General features: G+C 70.4%; 14 protein-coding genes and 1 tRNA gene. 9 read left to right on the forward strand and 6 right to left on the reverse strand.

Annotated elements, in window-relative coordinates:
• Nucleotides 1-2 precede the first annotated feature (2 nt).
• Both AHOG_RS09935 and AHOG_RS09940 read right to left on the reverse strand, forming a co-directional pair.
• The gene (locus AHOG_RS09935; RefSeq protein ID WP_093941103.1) at nucleotides 3-974 is read right to left on the reverse strand and encodes an ABC transporter substrate-binding protein; all 972 of its coding nucleotides are present in this window, start codon (nucleotides 972-974) and stop codon (nucleotides 3-5) included.
• Nucleotides 975-1001: 27 nt separating this feature from the next.
• Nucleotides 1002-1841, reverse strand: coding sequence for an ABC transporter ATP-binding protein (locus AHOG_RS09940; protein WP_169725837.1), 840 nt, complete (start codon nucleotides 1839-1841; stop codon nucleotides 1002-1004).
• Between the two features lie 1533 nt (nucleotides 1842-3374).
• Between AHOG_RS09940 and AHOG_RS09945 the strand changes: the two genes are divergently transcribed.
• Nucleotides 3375-3854 (forward strand): hypothetical protein, encoded by a 480-nt coding sequence (locus AHOG_RS09945; RefSeq protein ID WP_093941104.1) that lies wholly within the window; start codon nucleotides 3375-3377, stop codon nucleotides 3852-3854.
• 169 nt (nucleotides 3855-4023) lie between these two features.
• On the opposite strand, the gene AHOG_RS09950 is transcribed toward AHOG_RS09945, so the two are convergent.
• A tRNA-Leu gene (locus AHOG_RS09950) sits at nucleotides 4024-4100 on the reverse strand.
• Between the two features lie 262 nt (nucleotides 4101-4362).
• On the opposite strand from AHOG_RS09950, the gene AHOG_RS09955 reads away from it, so the two are divergent.
• From AHOG_RS09955 to AHOG_RS09980, 6 genes are all read left to right on the forward strand, one after another.
• On the forward strand, nucleotides 4363-4992 hold the full coding sequence (locus AHOG_RS09955; RefSeq protein WP_093941105.1) for an ANTAR domain-containing response regulator: 630 nt from the start codon (nucleotides 4363-4365) through the stop codon (nucleotides 4990-4992).
• A 323-nt stretch (nucleotides 4993-5315) separates the two neighbouring features.
• The gene (locus tag AHOG_RS09960) at nucleotides 5316-6527 is read left to right on the forward strand and encodes a branched-chain amino acid ABC transporter substrate-binding protein (protein WP_093941106.1); all 1212 of its coding nucleotides are present in this window, start codon (nucleotides 5316-5318) and stop codon (nucleotides 6525-6527) included.
• 99 nt (nucleotides 6528-6626) lie between these two features.
• Nucleotides 6627-7637: a branched-chain amino acid ABC transporter permease gene (locus AHOG_RS09965; RefSeq protein WP_245856672.1), complete on the forward strand. Its 1011-nt coding sequence runs from the start codon at nucleotides 6627-6629 to the stop codon at nucleotides 7635-7637.
• Nucleotides 7634-8779, forward strand: coding sequence for a branched-chain amino acid ABC transporter permease (locus tag AHOG_RS09970; protein ID WP_093941108.1), 1146 nt, complete (start codon nucleotides 7634-7636; stop codon nucleotides 8777-8779). Before AHOG_RS09965 ends, AHOG_RS09970 begins: the two co-directional genes overlap by 4 nt.
• A 122-nt stretch (nucleotides 8780-8901) precedes the next feature.
• The gene (locus tag AHOG_RS09975) at nucleotides 8902-9759 is read left to right on the forward strand and encodes an ABC transporter ATP-binding protein (protein WP_211290630.1); all 858 of its coding nucleotides are present in this window, start codon (nucleotides 8902-8904) and stop codon (nucleotides 9757-9759) included.
• Nucleotides 9746-10459 carry an ABC transporter ATP-binding protein gene (locus AHOG_RS09980; protein WP_093941110.1) on the forward strand — a complete coding sequence of 238 codons (714 nt, stop codon included), beginning with the start codon at nucleotides 9746-9748 and terminating at the stop codon, nucleotides 10457-10459. The genes AHOG_RS09975 and AHOG_RS09980 overlap by 14 nt, the downstream gene beginning before the upstream one ends.
• Before the next feature lie 346 nt (nucleotides 10460-10805).
• Here the strand turns inward: AHOG_RS09980 and AHOG_RS09985 are convergent, their stop codons facing one another.
• Nucleotides 10806-11240 (reverse strand): PaaI family thioesterase, encoded by a 435-nt coding sequence (locus AHOG_RS09985; RefSeq protein ID WP_245856954.1) that lies wholly within the window; start codon nucleotides 11238-11240, stop codon nucleotides 10806-10808.
• A 95-nt stretch (nucleotides 11241-11335) separates the two neighbouring features.
• Between AHOG_RS09985 and polA the strand changes: the two genes are divergently transcribed.
• The gene (polA, locus tag AHOG_RS09990; protein ID WP_245856673.1) at nucleotides 11336-14041 is read left to right on the forward strand and encodes a DNA polymerase I; all 2706 of its coding nucleotides are present in this window, start codon (nucleotides 11336-11338) and stop codon (nucleotides 14039-14041) included.
• Nucleotides 14042-14054: 13 nt separating this feature from the next.
• Nucleotides 14055-14450 carry a VOC family protein gene (locus AHOG_RS09995; RefSeq protein WP_093941111.1) on the forward strand — a complete coding sequence of 132 codons (396 nt, stop codon included), beginning with the start codon at nucleotides 14055-14057 and terminating at the stop codon, nucleotides 14448-14450.
• 231 nt (nucleotides 14451-14681) lie between these two features.
• On the opposite strand, the gene AHOG_RS10000 is transcribed toward AHOG_RS09995, so the two are convergent.
• Nucleotides 14682-16829, reverse strand: a complete 2148-nt coding sequence (locus AHOG_RS10000) for a YhgE/Pip family protein (RefSeq protein ID WP_157736744.1) — start codon at nucleotides 16827-16829, stop codon at nucleotides 14682-14684.
• Entirely contained in the window at nucleotides 16826-17566 is a 741-nt protein-coding gene (locus tag AHOG_RS10005; protein WP_184450863.1) for an ATP-binding cassette domain-containing protein, read from the reverse strand. The genes AHOG_RS10000 and AHOG_RS10005 overlap by 4 nt, the downstream gene beginning before the upstream one ends.
• Nucleotides 17567-17583 lie beyond the last annotated feature (17 nt).

Below are 17583 nucleotides of genomic sequence, written 5' to 3' on the forward strand. Positions count from 1 at the left end.
GCTTAGTCCTCGAGCGCGTCGACGGCCGCGTCGACGTACTGCCCCATGGACAGGGGGCCGCCGAACATCCACAGCGCGTCGGGGAGACGCTGCACCTTGCCGCTGACCACGAACGGCAGACTCTGCCAGATCGCGTTGTCGGCGAGTTCCTCGTACGGGTCGCCGAACACGTCGTTGGCCATATACCAGAAGTGCACGTCGGGCAGTTCGGTGAGTCCTTCGACGTCGGCCTGGCCGAGACCGAAGGCCCCGTCGCCCTCCATCGGCCACGAGTTCACCAGGCCGATCCGCTCCAGCACCTCGGGCACCAGCGCGCCCTCGGTGAACGGCCGAATGCTGACCGTGCCGGAGTCCACGTAGGCGTCGGAGAACGCGAACTGATCGCCCGTGGCGCCCAGCTCCTCCACCGCGGCCGTGCCCTCGGCGATCTTGGCGTCGAACTCGGCCCGCAGCTCCTCGGCCCTGTCCTCGGTGCCGGTGGCCGTCGCGATCATGTCCAGGCTCTCGAACATCGATCCGATGGGGTCGGTGGCGGAGCTGCCCGCGATCACGATCACCGGAGTGGTGGTCTCGATCTGCGCGATGGCGCCCTCGTTGAGGCTGTCGGTGACGACCACGAGATCCAGGTCGAGCGAGCCGAGCGTGTCGATGCTCGGCTCACCTCGGGTGCCGATGTCGGTCGGGGTGTCGTCCAGCGGCGCCGCGCTCACCCACTGGGTGTAGCCCTCGATGTCGGACGCCGCGACGGGCATCACGTCGAGCGACACCAGGTGCTCGACGCCGTTCCACTCGGTGGCGGCGACGCGCTCGGCGGGACCGTCGAGGGTCACCTCCCGGCCGCGTGAGTCGACGACCGTGACGGGGTCACCGCCGCGGGGCGCCGGGTCGGCCTCGACCTCCTCGGTGGTGCCACAGCCCGCCGCGAACAGCGCGGCGGCCAGTGACAGGCCGATGGTCACACGAGTGGTGCGCATCTCTCTCCTACTGACGGTGATGTGCGATCAGGCCGAGGCGGCACTGGCGTGTGCGCCGTTGAAGCGGCCGATCGCTCTGGTGTGGATGCGCCCGTCGACCGGGTCGATGTCGACGTCGACCCGAATCCCGTATGCGCGGGTGAGGTTCGTGGTGGTGAGCACGTCGCGCGGGGAGCCTGCCGCGGTGATCCGGCCGCCTTCGAGCAGGACGAGACGGTCGGCGATCGCCCCGGCCTGATCGAGGTCGTGCAGCACGACGCCGACTCCGACGCCGTGCTCGTCGGCGAGGTCGCGCACCACGTCGAGGATCTCGACCTGGTAGCGCAGGTCGAGGAAGGTCGTCGGCTCGTCGAGCAGCAGCAGTGCGGTGTCCTGGGCGAGACAGCTCGCCAGCCAGACCCGCTGGGCCTGCCCGCCGGACAGCGCCTGCACGGGGCGATCGGCGATCGCGGTGAGTCCGGTCAACGCCATCGCGCGCTCCACCGCCGCCGGGCCCTCGTCGTCCCGGCCGCCCCACCGGGAACGATGCGGATGGCGGCCGAACGCGACCAGCTCGCGCACGCAGACCCCGCCGGGCGCGGTCCGATGCTGGGAGAGCAGGGTGATGCGTCGGGCCAGCTCCTTGCCCGACAGCGCGCGAAGCTCGGCGCCGTCGGCGAAGGTGACGTCACCCGCCGTCGGCGGGTGCAGCCGGGCGAGCGCGCGGAGCAGAGTGGACTTGCCACTGCCGTTCGGTCCGATCAACGCGGTGACGGTGCCCGGGTCGAGGGAGATCGACGCGGCGTGCACGACGACGTCGCGGCCGTAGGCGACGTCGAGGTCGCGCGCTGACACGCCGATCGGAGCGGCTGCTGGGGTTGCGGACACCGCCACACAGTAAAGAAAGGCTTCCCTAACATCCAACTGTTGTGGTTGTCGGCACACCGATCACGACCGGCGCATGCGTGCTGGTGGCGCCCTTGGCGGCGAGCCGGTGGACGGCCACCGCCGTCGCGGCGAGGTTCGACGTCGCGGGATTCACCCTGCCTGTCGGGTGCCGTGGACGCATCGACGGCGAGCCGCCGGCGTGCGGATCGACGACGCCGGGTTCGCGCACGAACCAGGCGGACGGTGCTCGGCGGCGCGGGGACTACACGGCGCTCCGTCGGCAGACACTTCGAAGGTGGCGGGTGCACCGCTGTAGAAGGACGTCATCTCCGGGTGGTCGACCCCCGGCGGGTCGTCAGGATCGCGCCGTCGAGGTAGTCGGCGCCGGGTTCGGGCCCTGGCGATGTCGAGTCGTCGGACTGCCGGGCACCGGTGCGGACATCGGTTCGTCGGGCCCGTCCGTGCCGCAGGCGTGACCCCGTCGTCCGGGTGCCGCCGGGCGGTGGGCGCGTGGGCACCGGTCTCCGGGACGGCCGATCAGGATGGGGAGGCGGTTCGGCTCCGGTTCGGGGGGGCGTCGAGCAGATTCATGACACCTGTCATAGCGAATCCATGACAGGTGACACTACCTGCGGGGACTTCGGACGGACATGATCGACCGCATGACCTCGTCCTGCTGTCGCCGCCCCGGTCGCCGCCCGCCTGGGCGGCGTCGGGATTCCGCCGCGCGAGGCAGCGGCGTCACCGTCCGGTGGGGCTCACCCAGCGGTGGCTCACCACGCGGCGGCGGTCGCTGCGCCGGGCAGGGCGAGCGGAACAGGAAGGTCGGACCCCGCGGGGCGCGGCATCCGCGAAGCAGACACGACGACATCGTCGCAGACACGATCAGCCCCACGCCGGTTCGCGGGCGGCACACCGGTCCGCATCGCGACGCCGACGGCGAGCCGGCCGGTTTGATCGAAGAGAAGTCCTGATCGGGTAACGGTGCACGGCGCGCGACGAACTCATGCCGCGGCGTCACCCGATTCGAATTCCGGTTCGGCGCGTTTCGACGGAGGTCACGGCGCCGTAAGAACTGAGACACACGCCACGCGTGGATAGCGGCAGCGCGGCTTGACCGTGCCGCAGCGTCACGGTTTCGAATGGTCATCGTCAGCGCGACCGTGCTGACGCGCCCGGACGGTCAGGAGGAACGGACGTCATGTCATGGCGCATTCGTCGGTTCCTCGATGACGACGGGCCGGGAGTCGATGCACCGGCGAATCTCGGCCGCACCGCGGCACGGCCGGCGCGCCCACCGCAGCTCACGCCGCCCGTCCGCCCCGGCGGCGAGACGACGGGCCGAGCCGCCGGCTTCAGCCGAGATGCCGCGCGGCGGGCCTGCGGCTGATCGCGGCCCCGATCGTCGGTGCGCCCCGAACCGGCTCCGGTGGCGATTCTCGCTCTCCCCGCCGACTCACCACGCCCCGCCCGTGTCATCAGGCGATCCCGAACTCGTCATCGTCAACCGTTGGACAACAGAGAAGGAACGACATGGAGAACGTGACCGCATTCATCACCGACGTCGTGAGTCAGCTGCATCCGCTGGTGCAGTTCTTCGCGGTGTTCGCCGTCGGCATCGTCCCTTATCTGGAATCACAGATCGGCGCGTTCATCGGCGCGTTCATCGGAATGCCCTTCGTGCTCGCCGCAGCCGCGGCGATCGCCGGAAACCTCTTGGCCCTCCTCATCGCGGACAGGCTCGGCAGCGCCGCCGCCCGCCGGATCGCCGCGCGCCGCGATCCCGCCAAGAGCAGACGCCGGAAGAAGGTGATGAGCAAGGTCGATCGGTACGGGGTCCCCGCCGCCAGTCTCCTGGGGCCCTTCGTACTGGCCACCGCCCTGTCCACGTTCATCATGATCGGCGCGGGCCTGGATCGGCGGAAGGTCCTGATCTGGCAGACCATCGCCGTCATCGGCTGGGGCGCCGTCTTCACCGCGCTGGGTCTGGCCGCCCGCGCCGCGCTGCTCTGATCGGGGGACGCCCGCGCGTGACCACCGCCGGACCACAGGCGCGACCGGACGGACAGCCTGCCGACGACGCGCGTCCCATCGGATTCAGGAGAACGACCCACCGCGTCCGAGTCCGCGCCGGGTGCCGACGAACAAGCTCCGCGGTGCGGTTGTCGCCGCAGCTCAGCGGTGGTGCCCCCGGTCAGACTCGAACTGACACTGTACGGATTTTGAGTCCGCTGCCTCTGCCGATTGGGCTACGGGGGCGTGCGCTGGTCAGAGACTCTAGCCAATGCGATCTCCTTCCGCGCAACCGGTGTCGACTGACGCGGCAGTCGGTGCGCCTGCCGAGCCCGGCGGGCCGTCGCATCCGGCGGAGTCGGGCGATCGGGACGGATCCGGCGGCGCGCCGCCGACATGTGGTGAGCGTGATACACCGGAGGAGTGCGTCGGGCGCTAAGCTCGGACGTCGAGCAAATGCCCATCACGATGGTCCGCCCATCCGCTGCCACACCCCTGGAGGACCCCGGTGACCGAGCCGGCTGCCGAGGCCCGACCGACGGCCCAGCCCACCAACGCCGCCCCGCCCGCCCCCCGTCGGGTGGTCGTCGCGGAGGACGAGGCGCTGATCCGGCTGGACCTGGTCGAGATGCTTCGCGAAGAGGGCTACGAGGTCGCGGGTGAGGCCGCCGACGGTGAGGAAGCCGTGGAGCTCGCCTCTCGCCTGCGTCCTGACCTGGTGATCCTCGATGTCAAGATGCCCAAGGTCGACGGAATCGAGGCAGCCTCGCGCATCGCGGGCGACCGCGTCGCGCCCGTCGTGATCCTGACCGCCTTCAGCCAGCGTGACCTCGTCGAGCGGGCCCGGGACGCGGGCGCGATGGCGTATCTGGTCAAGCCGTTCGCCAAGCGCGACCTGATCCCGGCGGTCGAGCTGGCGATGTCGCGGTTCGCCGAGCTTCGCGCGCTCGAGGGCGAGGTCGCGGACCTGCAAGAACGCCTGGAGACACGCAAGCTCATCGAGCGTGCCAAGGGCATCCTGATGAAGAACCAGTCGTTGAGCGAGCCCGAGGCGTTCCGCTGGATCCAGCGCACCGCGATGGACCGGCGCACCACCATGAAGGCGGTCGCCGCCGCGGTCGTCGACACTCTGGACTGATTTCCGCCGCCCGGCAGGCCTGTCGAATCCCGGCCGTGACGAACGGCCGGGATCAGGCCGCCCGCCATAAGGTCGGATGTAAAACTATCGGAGATGACAACATCCGATGTAACAAAATGCTCCATCTGTCGTATTCCGCAGGTAACATGTCACTATCTCGCTGCGAGAGGTGACTCTTCGCGCTCCGTCACGATGTGGAAACACCAACTATCTGCGTCTGGGCAATCCACTCGATCGGGCGCTACCTTCCTCCCCTAACCCAGCCCCGAGTGAACGCGGTGGCCGCCGAACAGGCGTATGGGTAGGTCTAGTGGAGGTATCGGGTGGCCCAGACACGACTCGTACGGACCCTGGCGTTAGCGGCGGTCCTGTCGCTGACGGTCGCAGGGTGCGCGCAGAACACCGAGGAGCCGGCGGCCTCCGGGGACAACGGCAACGGCGCGTCGGTCGACTCGCCCGGGGTCCCGGAGGACGTGGTCCTTCCCGCAGGTGACGGGACAGGCGAGTGCGACGAGCCCGCCATCGCCTACATCGGCACGATCGCCGGGCAGAACGCCGCGCTGGGACTCAACATCCTCAACGGCATCCGTCTCGCCGTGCAGGAGCACAACGACGCCAACGAGAACTGTCAGGTCGAGCTGATCGAGTTCGACACGGAGGGCACGCCCGACCGGGCGCCCGGCGTGGTCACCGAGGCCATCAACAACGAGTCGATCCTCGGCGTGGTCGGACTGCCGTTCTCCGGTGAGTCCGCCGCCGTCGGTCAGGCCTTCTCCGACGCGGGACTCGTCGCGATCAGCCCGTCGGCGACGCGCCCGGACCTGAGCACCAACGGCTGGGAGACGTTCTTCCGCGCGCTGGGCAACGACGCGGTACAGGGACCGGCCGCGGCCGAGTTCATCAGCGGGAACCTCGGCGCCGAGTCCGTCTGCATCGTGCAGGACGACTCCGCCTACGGCATGGGCCTCGCCGAGGAGGTCGCCGCCGGACTGGGTGACGCGGTCGTCTGCAACGAGCAGATCCGCACCCAGCAGGTCGAGTTCTCCGCCGTGATCGGCAGCATCGAGTCCAGCGAGCCCGACGCGATCTTCTTCGCCGGCTACTACCAGGAGGCCGCTCCGTTCGCGCAGCAGCTCTACGACACCGGCCTGGAGATCGACCTGGTCGCTCCCGACGGTGTGCGGGACAACGAGTTCGTCGCCAACGCGGGTGACGCGGCCGAGGGCGTCTACTTCACCTGCCCGTGTGTCCCCTCCGGCGGGTTCACCGACTTCTCGGACGCCTTCGAGGAGCTGGCGGGCTCCGCGCCCTCGACGTACTCCCCGGAGGGCTACGACGCCGCGACGGTGCTGCTCACGGCGCTCGACCAGGGGCTGGACACCCGCGAGGACGTCCTCCAGTACGTGAAGGACTACGACGGCCAGGGTCTGACCAAGAACTTCCGGTGGGACGAGACCGGTGAGCTCACCGAGACTCCGGTGTGGTCCTACCGGGTCGAGGGCGGCGAGATCGTCCAGGGCGAGCAGATCGGCTGAGTACCGATCCTCCTTCACCACCGCTGAGGCGCGGCACGGCGACGCCGGAGACGGCCGTCGGCCGCGCCTCAGCGCTCTCGTATGGAAACGAGTCGATCAGTGAATCAGTCTCTTTCTACCCAGGTCCTCGCCCAGGGCCAGCCATGGATCGGGTTCGACGTCGGGCTGCTCGTCGACCGGTTCTGGTCCAACACCGTGGACGGCCTGGCGTACGGCAGCATCTACGCCCTCGTGGCGATCGGATACACCCTCGTCTACGGCGTGCTGAAGTTGATCAACTTCGCCCACTCCGAGGTCTTCATCGTCGGCGCCTTCGCCGCCTACTTCACCTTCACCGCCCTCGGATTCCGGCCGGGACCCACCCTGGAGATCCCGGTCATCGAGATCGTCGTCAACCTGCTGCTCGCAGGCGTGATCGCGATGATCTGCTCCGGACTGCTCGCCCTGACCCTGGAACGGGTCGCCTATCGACCGCTACGCCGGAAGAAGGCCCCGCGACTGGTCTTCCTCATCACCGCGGTGGGCGCCTCCTTCGCCATCCAGCAGCTCATCCTGCTGTGGCGCGGCGCCAACCCGGAGCGGGCGATCCGGCTGCTGCGGCCGGAGACCGTCTTCGAGATCTTCGGCGCCAGGGTGACCAACATCCAGCTCACGGTCTTCCTGGCCTCGCTGGCCTTGATGCTCGTCGCGGACATCTTCATCAATCGCACCCGGCTCGGCCGGGGCATCCGGGCGGTGGCACAGGACCCGGACACCGCGACCCTGATGGGCGTCAACCGGGAACGGGTCATCATGCTGACCTTCGTCGTCGGCGGCGTGCTCGCGGGCGCCGCGGCGCTGTTCTACATCATGCAGATCCCGCAGGGCGTCCTCTACAACGGCGGCTTCCTGCTGGGCATCAAGGCGTTCACCGCCGCCGTGCTGGGCGGCATCGGCAATCTGCGCGGGGCGCTGCTGGGCGGTCTGGTCCTCGGGATCGCGGAGAACTACGGACAGTCCCTGTTCGGCGGCGAATGGCGTGACATCGTCGCCTTCGTCCTGTTGATCGCCATCCTGATGTTCCGGCCCACCGGCATTCTGGGCGAGTCTCTCGGGAAGGCACGGGTATGAACGCACGGAACTCCTCCGATTCGGCTCCCGTGCCCTTCGGAACGAAGATTCGCAACTGGTGGAACGGGCTGAGCAGGTTCCAGCAGTGGGGTGTGCTGATCCCGCTGGTGGTCCTCGTCTATCTGTTGCCGCTGCTGAACTTCTTCCCGCTCACCACGGAGCCCGGCACCGACTACGAGATCGCGCTGTTCAACGCGGCCCGGATGGCGCTGCTGGCGATCGGGCTGAACGTCGTCGTCGGCCAGGCCGGCCTGCTGGACCTCGGCTACGTCGGCTTCTTCGCGATCGGCGCCTACGTGGCGGCGGTGCTCACCAGCCCCGACTCGGTGCTGTACGGCGACTACCCGTGGCTGGCGGTGGTGCCGATCGCCATGGCCGTCACGATGGTCTCCGGCGTGATCCTCGGCACTCCGACACTGCGGCTGCGCGGCGACTACCTGGCCATCGTCACGCTCGGCTTCGGCGAGATCGTGCGGCTGCTGGCGGACAACATCCCGCAGCTGCGCGGCAACCAGGGGTTCCAGGGCGTCGGCGGTCCGCCGGGGACCTACTCCGACGGCTCGCCGATCTTCGTGCAGACCGACGGCACCCCCTGGTACTGGCTGACGGTCACCGCGATCATCCTGGTGCTCATCCTGGTCGGGAACCTGGAGCGCAGCCGGGTCGGTCGGGCCTGGGTCGCGATCCGGGAGGACGAGGACGCCGCCGAGATCATGGGCGTCGCCACCTTCCGCTTCAAGATCTGGGCGTTCGTCATCGGCGCGGCGATCGGCGGTCTCTCCGGCGTCCTCTACGCCGGTCAGGCGGCCTTCGTCAACAACCAGCGGTTCGACGTCATCACCTCGGTGCTGTTCCTGGCCGCGGTCGTCCTGGGCGGCTCCGGCAACAAGGTCGGGGTCATCCTGGGCGCGCTGGTGATCTCCTACATCCCGGACCGGTTCCAGGTGATCAGCGAGTACCGCTATCTGATCTTCGGGCTCGCGCTCATCGTGCTGATGATCTTCCGACCGCAGGGGCTGCTCGGCGCCCGACAGCGGCTGCTCGCCTACGGCAGACAGGGCTATCGCAAGCTGCTGGGCCGGGACGAGCCGGTCGCCACGGAGAGCCCGATGAAGGACTCCGGCAAGGGGGTGAACGCATGAGCGCGCAGAACGAACGAGAGCCCGACCCGGATGCGGCGAAGGCCGGCCAGGGTGCGGCAGCGCGGGACACGGCCCAGGAGGGCACGGCCGCCGAGGGCGGTCTGGTCGCCGAGGTCGCGCGGATGACCGACGAGGAGCGTGCCGAGCACGAGGCCGAGGTGGCCGAGGTCGTGGCACCCGATCGCGAGATCGCCGTCGACGTCGGGGACACCCTGCTGGAACTGCGGGACGTCACGGTCCGCTTCGGCGGCCTCACGGCGCTGAACTCGGTCTCCTTCGGCATCCGACGGGGCGAGATCCTCGGGCTGATCGGGCCCAACGGCGCGGGCAAGACGACGTGCTTCAACGCCATGACCGGCGTGTACCGGCCCAACGAGGGACAGGTCCTCTTGGAGGGCAAGCCGCTGGGCAGGCTGAAGCGCTTCGAGATCACCCGCCGCGGCATCGCCAGGACGTTCCAGAACATCCGGCTCTTCTCCGAGATGACGGCGCTGGAGAACGTGATGGTGGGCACCGACGCCCGCCACCGCACCGGTGTCGTGGGCGCCCTGCTGCGGCTCGGCAGACACCGCCGTGAGGAATGGGAGGGCGTCGAGCGGGCCATGGCCCTGCTGGAGTTCGTCGGCATCGCCGACCGTGCCGCGGACAAGGCCCGCAATCTGCCCTACGGCTATCAGCGCAGGCTGGAGATCGCACGTGCGCTGGCGACCGAGCCGAAGCTGCTCTGTCTGGACGAGCCCGCGGCGGGCTTCAACCCGGCGGAGAAGGAGGAGCTCATGGAGCTCATCCGCCGCATCAGGGACGACGGCTACACCGTGCTGCTCATCGAGCACGACATGAAGCTGGTCATGGGCGTCACGGACCGCATCGTGGTGCTCGAATTCGGTGGCAAGATCGCCGAGGGGACGCCCGCGCAGGTGCGGGAGGACCCGGCGGTGATCGCCGCGTATCTGGGGGTGCCCGACGATGACGTTGCTTGAGCTGTCCGATGTCTCCGTCCACTACGGGCGCATTCAGGCGCTGAGCGGAATCTCCCTCACCGTGCAGGAGGGGGAGATCGTCACCCTCATCGGCGCCAACGGTGCGGGCAAGTCCACCACGATGCGGGCCGTTTCCGGGCTGCTGCCGCTGTCGCGCGGGACCATCACCTTCGACGGTCAGGACATCAGCAGGCTGCGGGCGGACCTCCGGGTGGTGCGGGGCATCTCGCAGGCCCCGGAGGGGCGCGGCGTGTTCCCCGGCATGACCGTGCTGGAGAACCTGGAGATGGGCTGCTACAGCCGGAAGGACCGCAAGGGGATCCGGGAGGACTTCGAACGGGTCTACGAGCTGTTCCCTCGGCTGAAGGAGCGGATCGGTCAGCAGGGCGGAACACTCTCGGGCGGTGAGCAGCAGATGGTCGCGATCGGGCGGGCTCTGATGGCCCGGCCCCGACTGCTGCTGCTGGACGAGCCGTCGATGGGACTGGCGCCCCAGTTCATCCGACAGATCTTCCGCATCATCACCGACATCAACGAGCAGGGCACGACCGTGCTGCTGGTGGAGCAGAACGCGCAGTCCGCGCTCAGTCGGGCCCATCGCGGCTACGTGCTGGAGAGCGGCGGCATCACCAAGGCAGGCGGCGGGCGGGAGCTGCTCGCCGACCCGGCGATCAAGGACGCCTACCTGGGCGTGGCCTGACCGGGAGCGGGCTCGACGCACCGGGCTTCGGCCCGTCGCGATGCGGCGGGTCGGAGCCCCTTCGCGTGCTTGCTGCCCGCAGAACAGGCGGCCGTATCGTGGCGCGCCGGACGGCGTCCTCGACGGCCCGAGGTCGTCGGACACGGCTTTCAGGCCAGGCGCGGCGCGGCGGGCCCGGCGACGGGCGGGCAGCCGCACCGACCTCCGGCCTGGTACACCCGGACGCCCGCGGCCACGCCATCACGCGGCCACGCACACCTGCGGGGCGCCGGTTCGTGCCGCACCCCGCAGGCCCCGGAACCCGAAGTCTCGGTACCCCGCCGCCCCGGGCCCGCCGCGTCTCGGCTCAGGCCGAGGCGGGTTCGCCCGGCGGCCGATCACGCAGCATGCAGGTCAGCCGGGCGGTGCAGGTCCGCCGCTCCGACTCGTCCGTGATCACGATCTCGTAGGAGGCGGTGCTGCGCCCCCGGTGCAGCGGCACGGCGACGCCGGTCACCACTCCCTCGCGGGCCGCGCGGTGATGCGTGCACGAGAGCTCGATGCCGACGGCGATCCGATCGGCGCCCGCGTACATCGCCGCCGCGATCGAGCCGAGGGTCTCGGCGAGCACCGCGTTGGCCCCGCCGTGCAGCAGGCCGTAGGGCTGCCGGTTGCCCGCCACGGGCATCGTCGCGACGAGGCGGTCCGCATCCCATTCGGTGATCTCGATGCCCATCCGGCTGGTGAGCTGCTCGTCGGTCGCCTCGGCGAGGTAACCGTGCTGAGCTGCGGTGTCGCTGATCGACTCTCGGGTCGGGCCGGATTCACTCACCCGTGGCTCCTTCGGGACGGCGCGCTGGAACAGACAGTCTGACCCGCAGCCTAGACTCGCTGGCCGTGTCCCTGTCTGACGGTAACTCCGCACCCGGCCGCCTGCTGCTGCTCGACGGCCACTCCCTGGCCTATCGCGCGTTCCACGCCCTGCCCGCGGAGAACTTCCGGACCACCACCGGGCAGACCACGAACGCCGTCTACGGCTTCACCTCGATGGTGATCAACCTGCTGCGCGACGAGGCTCCCACTCATCTCGCGGTGGCGTTCGACGTGTCGCGGAAGACGTTCCGCAGCGAGGTCTACCCCGAGTACAAGGCCACTCGCTCGGCGACCCCGGACGAGTTCAAGGGCCAGGTCAGCCTCATCCAGGACGTGCTGGCCGTCCTCGGCGTCCCGGTGCTGTCCAAGGAGGGCTTCGAGGCCGACGACATCATCGCGACGCTGACCACCCAGGCCTCCGCCGAGGGTTTCCACACCTCGATCTGCACGGGTGACCGGGACGCGCTGCAGCTGGTCACGGACTCGGTGACCGTGCTGTACCCGCGCAAGGGCGTCTCCGACCTGACCCGGTTCACCCCGGCGGCGGTGCAGGAGAAGTACGGACTGACCCCGGCCCAGTACCCGGACTACGCGGCGCTGCGCGGCGACCCCTCGGACAACCTGCCCGGCATCCCCGGCGTGGGGGAGAAGACCGCCGCCAAGTGGATTCGCGAGTTCGGCTCGCTCGCCGACCTGGTCGACCAGGTCGACCGAGTGAAGGGCAAGGCGGGCGACGCCCTGCGGGAGCGACTGGAGTCTGTGCTGCTCAACCGCAGGCTCACCGAACTGGATCGCGCGGTGGAGCTGGAGCTGGCGCCCGCCGATCTCGCGGTGCGCCCCTGGGACCGCGACGCCGTGCACCGACTGTTCGACGACCTGGAGTTCCGCGTCCTGCGCGACCGGCTCTTCGCGACGCTGGCCACCGCCGAGCCCGAGGCCGAGGAAGGCCTCGACGTGCACGGCGGCCTGCTGGCCTCTGGTGCGCTGGCCGGCTGGCTGGCTGAGCACGCCGTCGCGGGTGTGCGCGTCGGACTGGCGGCGCGCGGCACGTGGGCGCGCGGCGCGGGCGACGCGGAGGGACTCGCCTTCGCGACCGCCTCCGGGCAGGGCGCCTACATCGAGACCGTCGGCCTGACCCAGGACGACGAGCAGGCTCTGGCCGAGTGGCTTGCCGACGACACTCGACCGAAGGCCGCCCACGACGCCAAGTACATGACGCACGTGTTGGCGGCCAGGGGCTGGCGGCTCGCCGGGCTGACCAGTGACACCGCGCTCGCGGCGTACCTGGTCCGCCCCGGACAGCGGTCCTTCGACCTCGCCGATCTGGTGGTCCGCTACCTCGGGCGGGAGCTGCGGCTGGAGGCCGAGGAGGAGTCGGGGCAGCTCTCGTTGCTGGCCGACGAGGACGCCGACGCCAGGGCACAGGCCACCGGCGAGATCGTCCGGGCGAACGCCGTCGCCCTGCTGGCCGACTCGCTCGACGTCGAACTCGACAAGATCGGCGCCTCGGCGCTGCTCGGAGAGTTGGAACTGCCCATTCTGGGGGTGCTCACGGATCTGGAGGCGGCGGGCATCGCCGTCGACGCCGATCACCTGGGACTGCTGGCCGATCACTTCGCGAGCCAGGTCAAGATCGCCGCCGACGACGCCTATCGGGTGATCGGCAAGGAGATCAACCTCGGCTCTCCCAAGCAGCTGCAGGTCGTGCTGTTCGACGAGCTGGGCATGCCCAAGACGAAGCGGACCAAGACCGGGTACACGACCGACGCCGAGGCGTTGCAGAACCTGTACGCCTCCACCGAACACCCGTTTCTGGCCCACCTGCTGGCGCACCGAGACGCCACCAGACTCAAGAGCACCGTCGACGGTCTGATCAAGTCCATCGCGGGCGACGGTCGGATTCACACGACCTTCAATCAGACCATCGCCGCGACGGGTCGGCTCTCCTCCACCGAGCCGAACCTGCAGAACATCCCGATCCGCACCGAGGAGGGCAGGCGGATCAGGGAGGCCTTCGTCGTCGGCGGCGGGTACACCGAGCTGATGACCGCCGACTACAGCCAGATCGAGATGCGGATCATGGCGCACCTCTCCGGCGACGAGGGACTCATCGAGGCCTTCCGGGTGGGTGAGGATCTGCACACCTACGTGGCGGCGCGGGCGTTCGACGTCGCTCCCGAGGCGGTGGACGCCGAGCTGCGCAGGCGGGTCAAGGCGATGTCCTACGGACTGGCCTACGGCCTCTCGGTGTATGGTCTGGCCCAACAGCTGCGGATCTCCGCCGAGGAGTCCCGCGCTCAGATGGACGCCTACTTCGCTCGTTTCGGCGCAGTGCGCGACTACCTGCAGGCTGTGGTGGAACGCGCACGCAAGGACGGTTACACCGAGACGGTGCTCGGACGCCGGCGTTATCTCCCCGACCTGACCAGCGACAACAGGCAGCGGCGGGAGATGGCCGAGCGGATGGCGCTCAACGCCCCGATCCAGGGCAGCGCCGCCGACATCATCAAGGTGGCGATGATCGGGGTGCACCGAGGACTCGCCGAGGCGGGCCTGCGTTCTCGGATGCTGTTGCAGGTGCACGACGAACTCGTGTTGGAGATCGCCGACGGCGAACGAGACGAGGTCGAGGAACTGGTGCGCCGGACGATGGGCTCCGCGTATCGGCTCGACGTTCCGCTGGAGGTCTCCGTGGGCGTCGGGCGCTCCTGGGACGCCGCCGCCCACTGACCCGGAGGACACGTTGATCAAAGTCGAGCGGTTCGATCACCTGGTGCTGACCGTCGCTGACGTCGAGCGCAGCCAGGAGTTCTACCGGGACGTGCTGGGGATGCAGCCGGTGACCTTCGCGGAGGACCGCCCGGGGCTGGCCTTCGGCGTGCAGCGGATCAACCTGCACTCCTCCTCGGAGCAGCTGACGCCTTCGGCGCTCTACGCCGTGCCGGGCTCCGCAGACATCTGCCTGGTGACGTCGATGGCGATCTCGGAGGTCAAGGACCACCTGCGGGCCTGCGAGGTGCGGATCGAGGAAGGGCCGGTCACCAGGGTCGGCGCCCTCGGGCCGATGATCTCGCTGTACTTCCGCGACCCCGACGGCAACCTGGTGGAGGTCGCGCGGTACGAGGAGCTCGAGGAGTGACCGCGACCGCTGACCGAGCGAGTCCCTGCCCCGCCGGGCCCGCTCGGTCGGCGCCCGCCGGTCGCGACCCCGGTCGCCCGGCGAGGATCGCGACCGTCTCGGATGCCGTCGATCGGGTCGGACGCCGTGCTGCCGCGTCGGCCACGCCGAGTCCTGGTCGCGGGCACGACCGCCTCGCCGCGGGCATCCGCTGATCGGGCCGGTGCGTGTCGTCGCCGTCGTCGCACCGTGTCACCAGGCGACCTCGGGTCGCAGCCTGCCGGGCGTCCACACCCGCCGACGCATCGCCGCCGTGACCGCCACGACGAAGGCCAGCACCAGCCAGCACAGGCAGACCAGCACCGCGAGCAGCGCGGACTCGGCGTCGCCGCCGTAGAGCAGGTGCCGCAGTCCGTCGACCACGTAGCCCAGCGGCAGCAGCCGGTGCAGCGGATGCAGGGCCTCGGGCATCGTCAGCCAGGGAAGCACGCTGCCCGCCGTGGTGAGCTGCAGAACCAGGGCGACCAGCGCGACGAACCGGCCGGCCGGGCCGAACGCGGCGCACAGGGCGTGGGCGATCCCGGTGAACGCCAGCGCGGTGACGACGAGCAGTCCCAGCACTGCCCACGGCCGCGTGGCGGGGAGGCCGATCACCAGCACCGTGGCGATGAACAGCGTCACCGCCTGTGCGAGACCCAGTGCGGCGGCGGGCAGCCAGCCGCCGAGTGCCACTCGCCAGGCCGGGACGTTCGCCGCTAGTGCCCGGACCGACAGCGGGCGCAGCAGGAGATACGAGACCACCGCGCCGACCCACAACGCCAGGCCCAGGAACAGCGGCGCGAGGCCGGCGCCATGGCTGCCCGCCGTGAGATGGGCGCGGTCGGTCACCGTCACCGGCGAGGCGATGGCCTGGGCCGCCGCCTGCCGGACGGCGGGGTCGACGGTGGGGATGAGCGCCGCGTCCTGGGCGAGTCGATCGGCGAGATCGAGGGCGGCCTCGTCGACTCCCTCGGTGAGTTCGAGCAGTTCCACGGCGCCGCCGACGAGCGTCTGGACCCGGTCGGCCGCCGTCTCGGCTTCGACGGCGGCGTCGTCCTGTGCCTCCCGCTGTTCGGCCGCCTCCTCACTCAGCCGAGTCAAGTCCGCGTCGAGGTCCGCCGCCGCGGTCGTCACGCGTTCCCCGGCGGCGAGCAGCTCGTCGACCTCCCCGCTCGCCGCCGATGCCGAGGAGGCGAGCGCGTCCGCCGCGGCCGAGAACGCCGCCGCGGACTCCTGTATCGACTCGTGGGTGCCCGTCCAGCCGGTCAGCGCGTCGGCGAGCCCGGTCGCCGCCTCGTCGACCAGCGCGGAACGCTCCGTGAGCGCGTCGAGCTCGGCCAACAGCGTCTCCACCTCCTCGGGGGCCGCGCCGAGCCGGGTGAACTCCTCGGACAGGCCGTCGCGGACCGAGGGCAGTCCCGCCGCGATCTCGCCTGTCGACTCGGCCACCAGGCCGCCTGCCGCCGTCAGCTCCGCCGCCTCGGCCGCCGCCGCTGCCGTTGACGAGCTCACCTCCTCCGATCGCCCGTCGGCGGCCTCGATGTCGTCGTCGACGCGCCGCATCAGATCGCGGAGCGTGGCGGCGCCCTCCTCCAGCGCGGTGGTGTCCGCGGCGACCGCCCCCGCGGCGTCGGCGGAGTCGCCCGCGGCGTCGGCGAGGTCCACGGCCTGCTCGGCCCGGCTTCTCGCCGCGAGGGCCTCGCCCGCGGTCGACTCGACCGCCTCGTCGAGGAGTTCCCCCGCGAGTACGACGGCCGCGATCAACTCGCCCGTCGCCTCGGTCAGCTCGACGGCCTCGTCGGAGGAGGCGGCAGTCTGCTCGTACACGGTGTTGAGGCGCACCAGCAGCCGGTCGGCCGTCTCCCGGCCGACCTGCGTGGCGACGGTGGAACGGACCCGTTCGGCCAGCTGCTCGGCGACGGTGCCCACCAGATGGTTGTTCGCGTCATTGGTGATCACGGTGAGCCTGGCGGTCTGGGGGTCGACGGCGACATCGGCGATCAACGCGCTGGAGAAGTCGGGCGGCACGACGAGAGCGAAGCCGTATCGACCCGCGGCGACGCCGAGATCGGCTTCTTCGGGGGAGACACGGCGCCAGTCGAAGTCGCCCGCCTCCACAAGCTGTCTCTCCACCTCGGCGCCCGCGTCGAGCGTCCGGCCGTCGGCGTCGACCGCCCCGTCGTCGGCCATCACGATGGCGGCGGGCACCGAGCTGAGCCGCTGGTACGGGTCCCAGTTGGCGTAGATGGACAGCGCTCCGTAGAGGAGCGGGACGAGGGCCGCCGCGACGAGGGCGAGTCGGGTGATCCGCCCGACGGCGAGCCTGCGCAGTTCGAGGGAGGCGAGGCGTCGGGCGCTCATCGCGAGTCCCGCCACGCGGCCTCGGCGACGGGGGACAGCAGGGGCGCGGTGACCTGCTGCGGTGCGAACACGGGTGCGGCGGTGGAGCGTCGGTAGGCGGGGCGGTGGCCGTCATGGGCGCCGATGCGTGCGGCGGGCGCGCCCAGCATCCGGACGGACTCGGATGAGCACAGCACCGCGACGGTCCAGCCCTGTTCGGCGTGGTCTCGTGCCACCGAGAACCATCCGTTCGGGTTGCCGCCGTGGCGATCGGGACAGTCCAGGACGAGCGCGTGGACGCCGGGCCTGGCGGCGGCGAGGTCGGTGAGCACGCGGGTGCGGACGGCGGGGTCGAGCCGATCGGCGCGTTCCTCGGCGTCGGGGAGGAGTCCGCGCTGCCGCAGCCACCAGGTGATCGCCTCCCGATCGTCCGGCCTGCCCGCGGCGGACAGTCCCTCGGCGACGACGTCGCGCAGGAGCGCGCCGGGCTCGGGGGAGCTGATCTCGGGCGCGTCCACCACGGCGGAGCGGCGACGCAGCTCCGCCCGGGACAGCGGCCCGTCGGACTCGATCCGGCCGTCGTGGGGGCGCATCCGTCCGGTGAGCACCAGCGCCAGCGCCGTCCGGCCGGAGCCGGGACGCCCCGAGATCAGGGTGAGCTCACCTGCTCGGAGTTCGACGCTGGTGGCGGCGAGCAGGCGTCCCCTGGTGTCGGCGAGGCTGACCGCACGTGCACGGATGTCTATCGGACGTTCCACACCGAAACCCCCTCGGC

It is taken from the genome of Actinoalloteichus hoggarensis, assembly GCF_002234535.1.
In the GTDB taxonomy this organism is placed as follows: Bacteria; Actinomycetota; Actinomycetes; order Mycobacteriales; family Pseudonocardiaceae; genus Actinoalloteichus_A; species Actinoalloteichus_A hoggarensis.

Coding starts and splice junctions, on each gene's coding strand:
- AHOG_RS09935 (WP_093941103.1), bottom strand. CDS start 974: ATGCGCACCACTCGTGTGACCATCGGCCTGTCACTGGCCGCCGCGCTG.
- AHOG_RS09945 (WP_093941104.1), top strand. CDS start 3,375: ATGGAGAACGTGACCGCATTCATCACCGACGTCGTGAGTCAGCTGCAT.
- AHOG_RS09980 (WP_093941110.1), top strand. CDS start 9,746: ATGACGTTGCTTGAGCTGTCCGATGTCTCCGTCCACTACGGGCGCATT.
- AHOG_RS10000 (WP_157736744.1), bottom strand. CDS start 16,829: ATGAGCGCCCGACGCCTCGCCTCCCTCGAACTGCGCAGGCTCGCCGTC.
- AHOG_RS09970 (WP_093941108.1), top strand. CDS start 7,634: ATGAACGCACGGAACTCCTCCGATTCGGCTCCCGTGCCCTTCGGAACG.
- AHOG_RS09975 (WP_211290630.1), top strand. CDS start 8,902: ATGACCGACGAGGAGCGTGCCGAGCACGAGGCCGAGGTGGCCGAGGTC.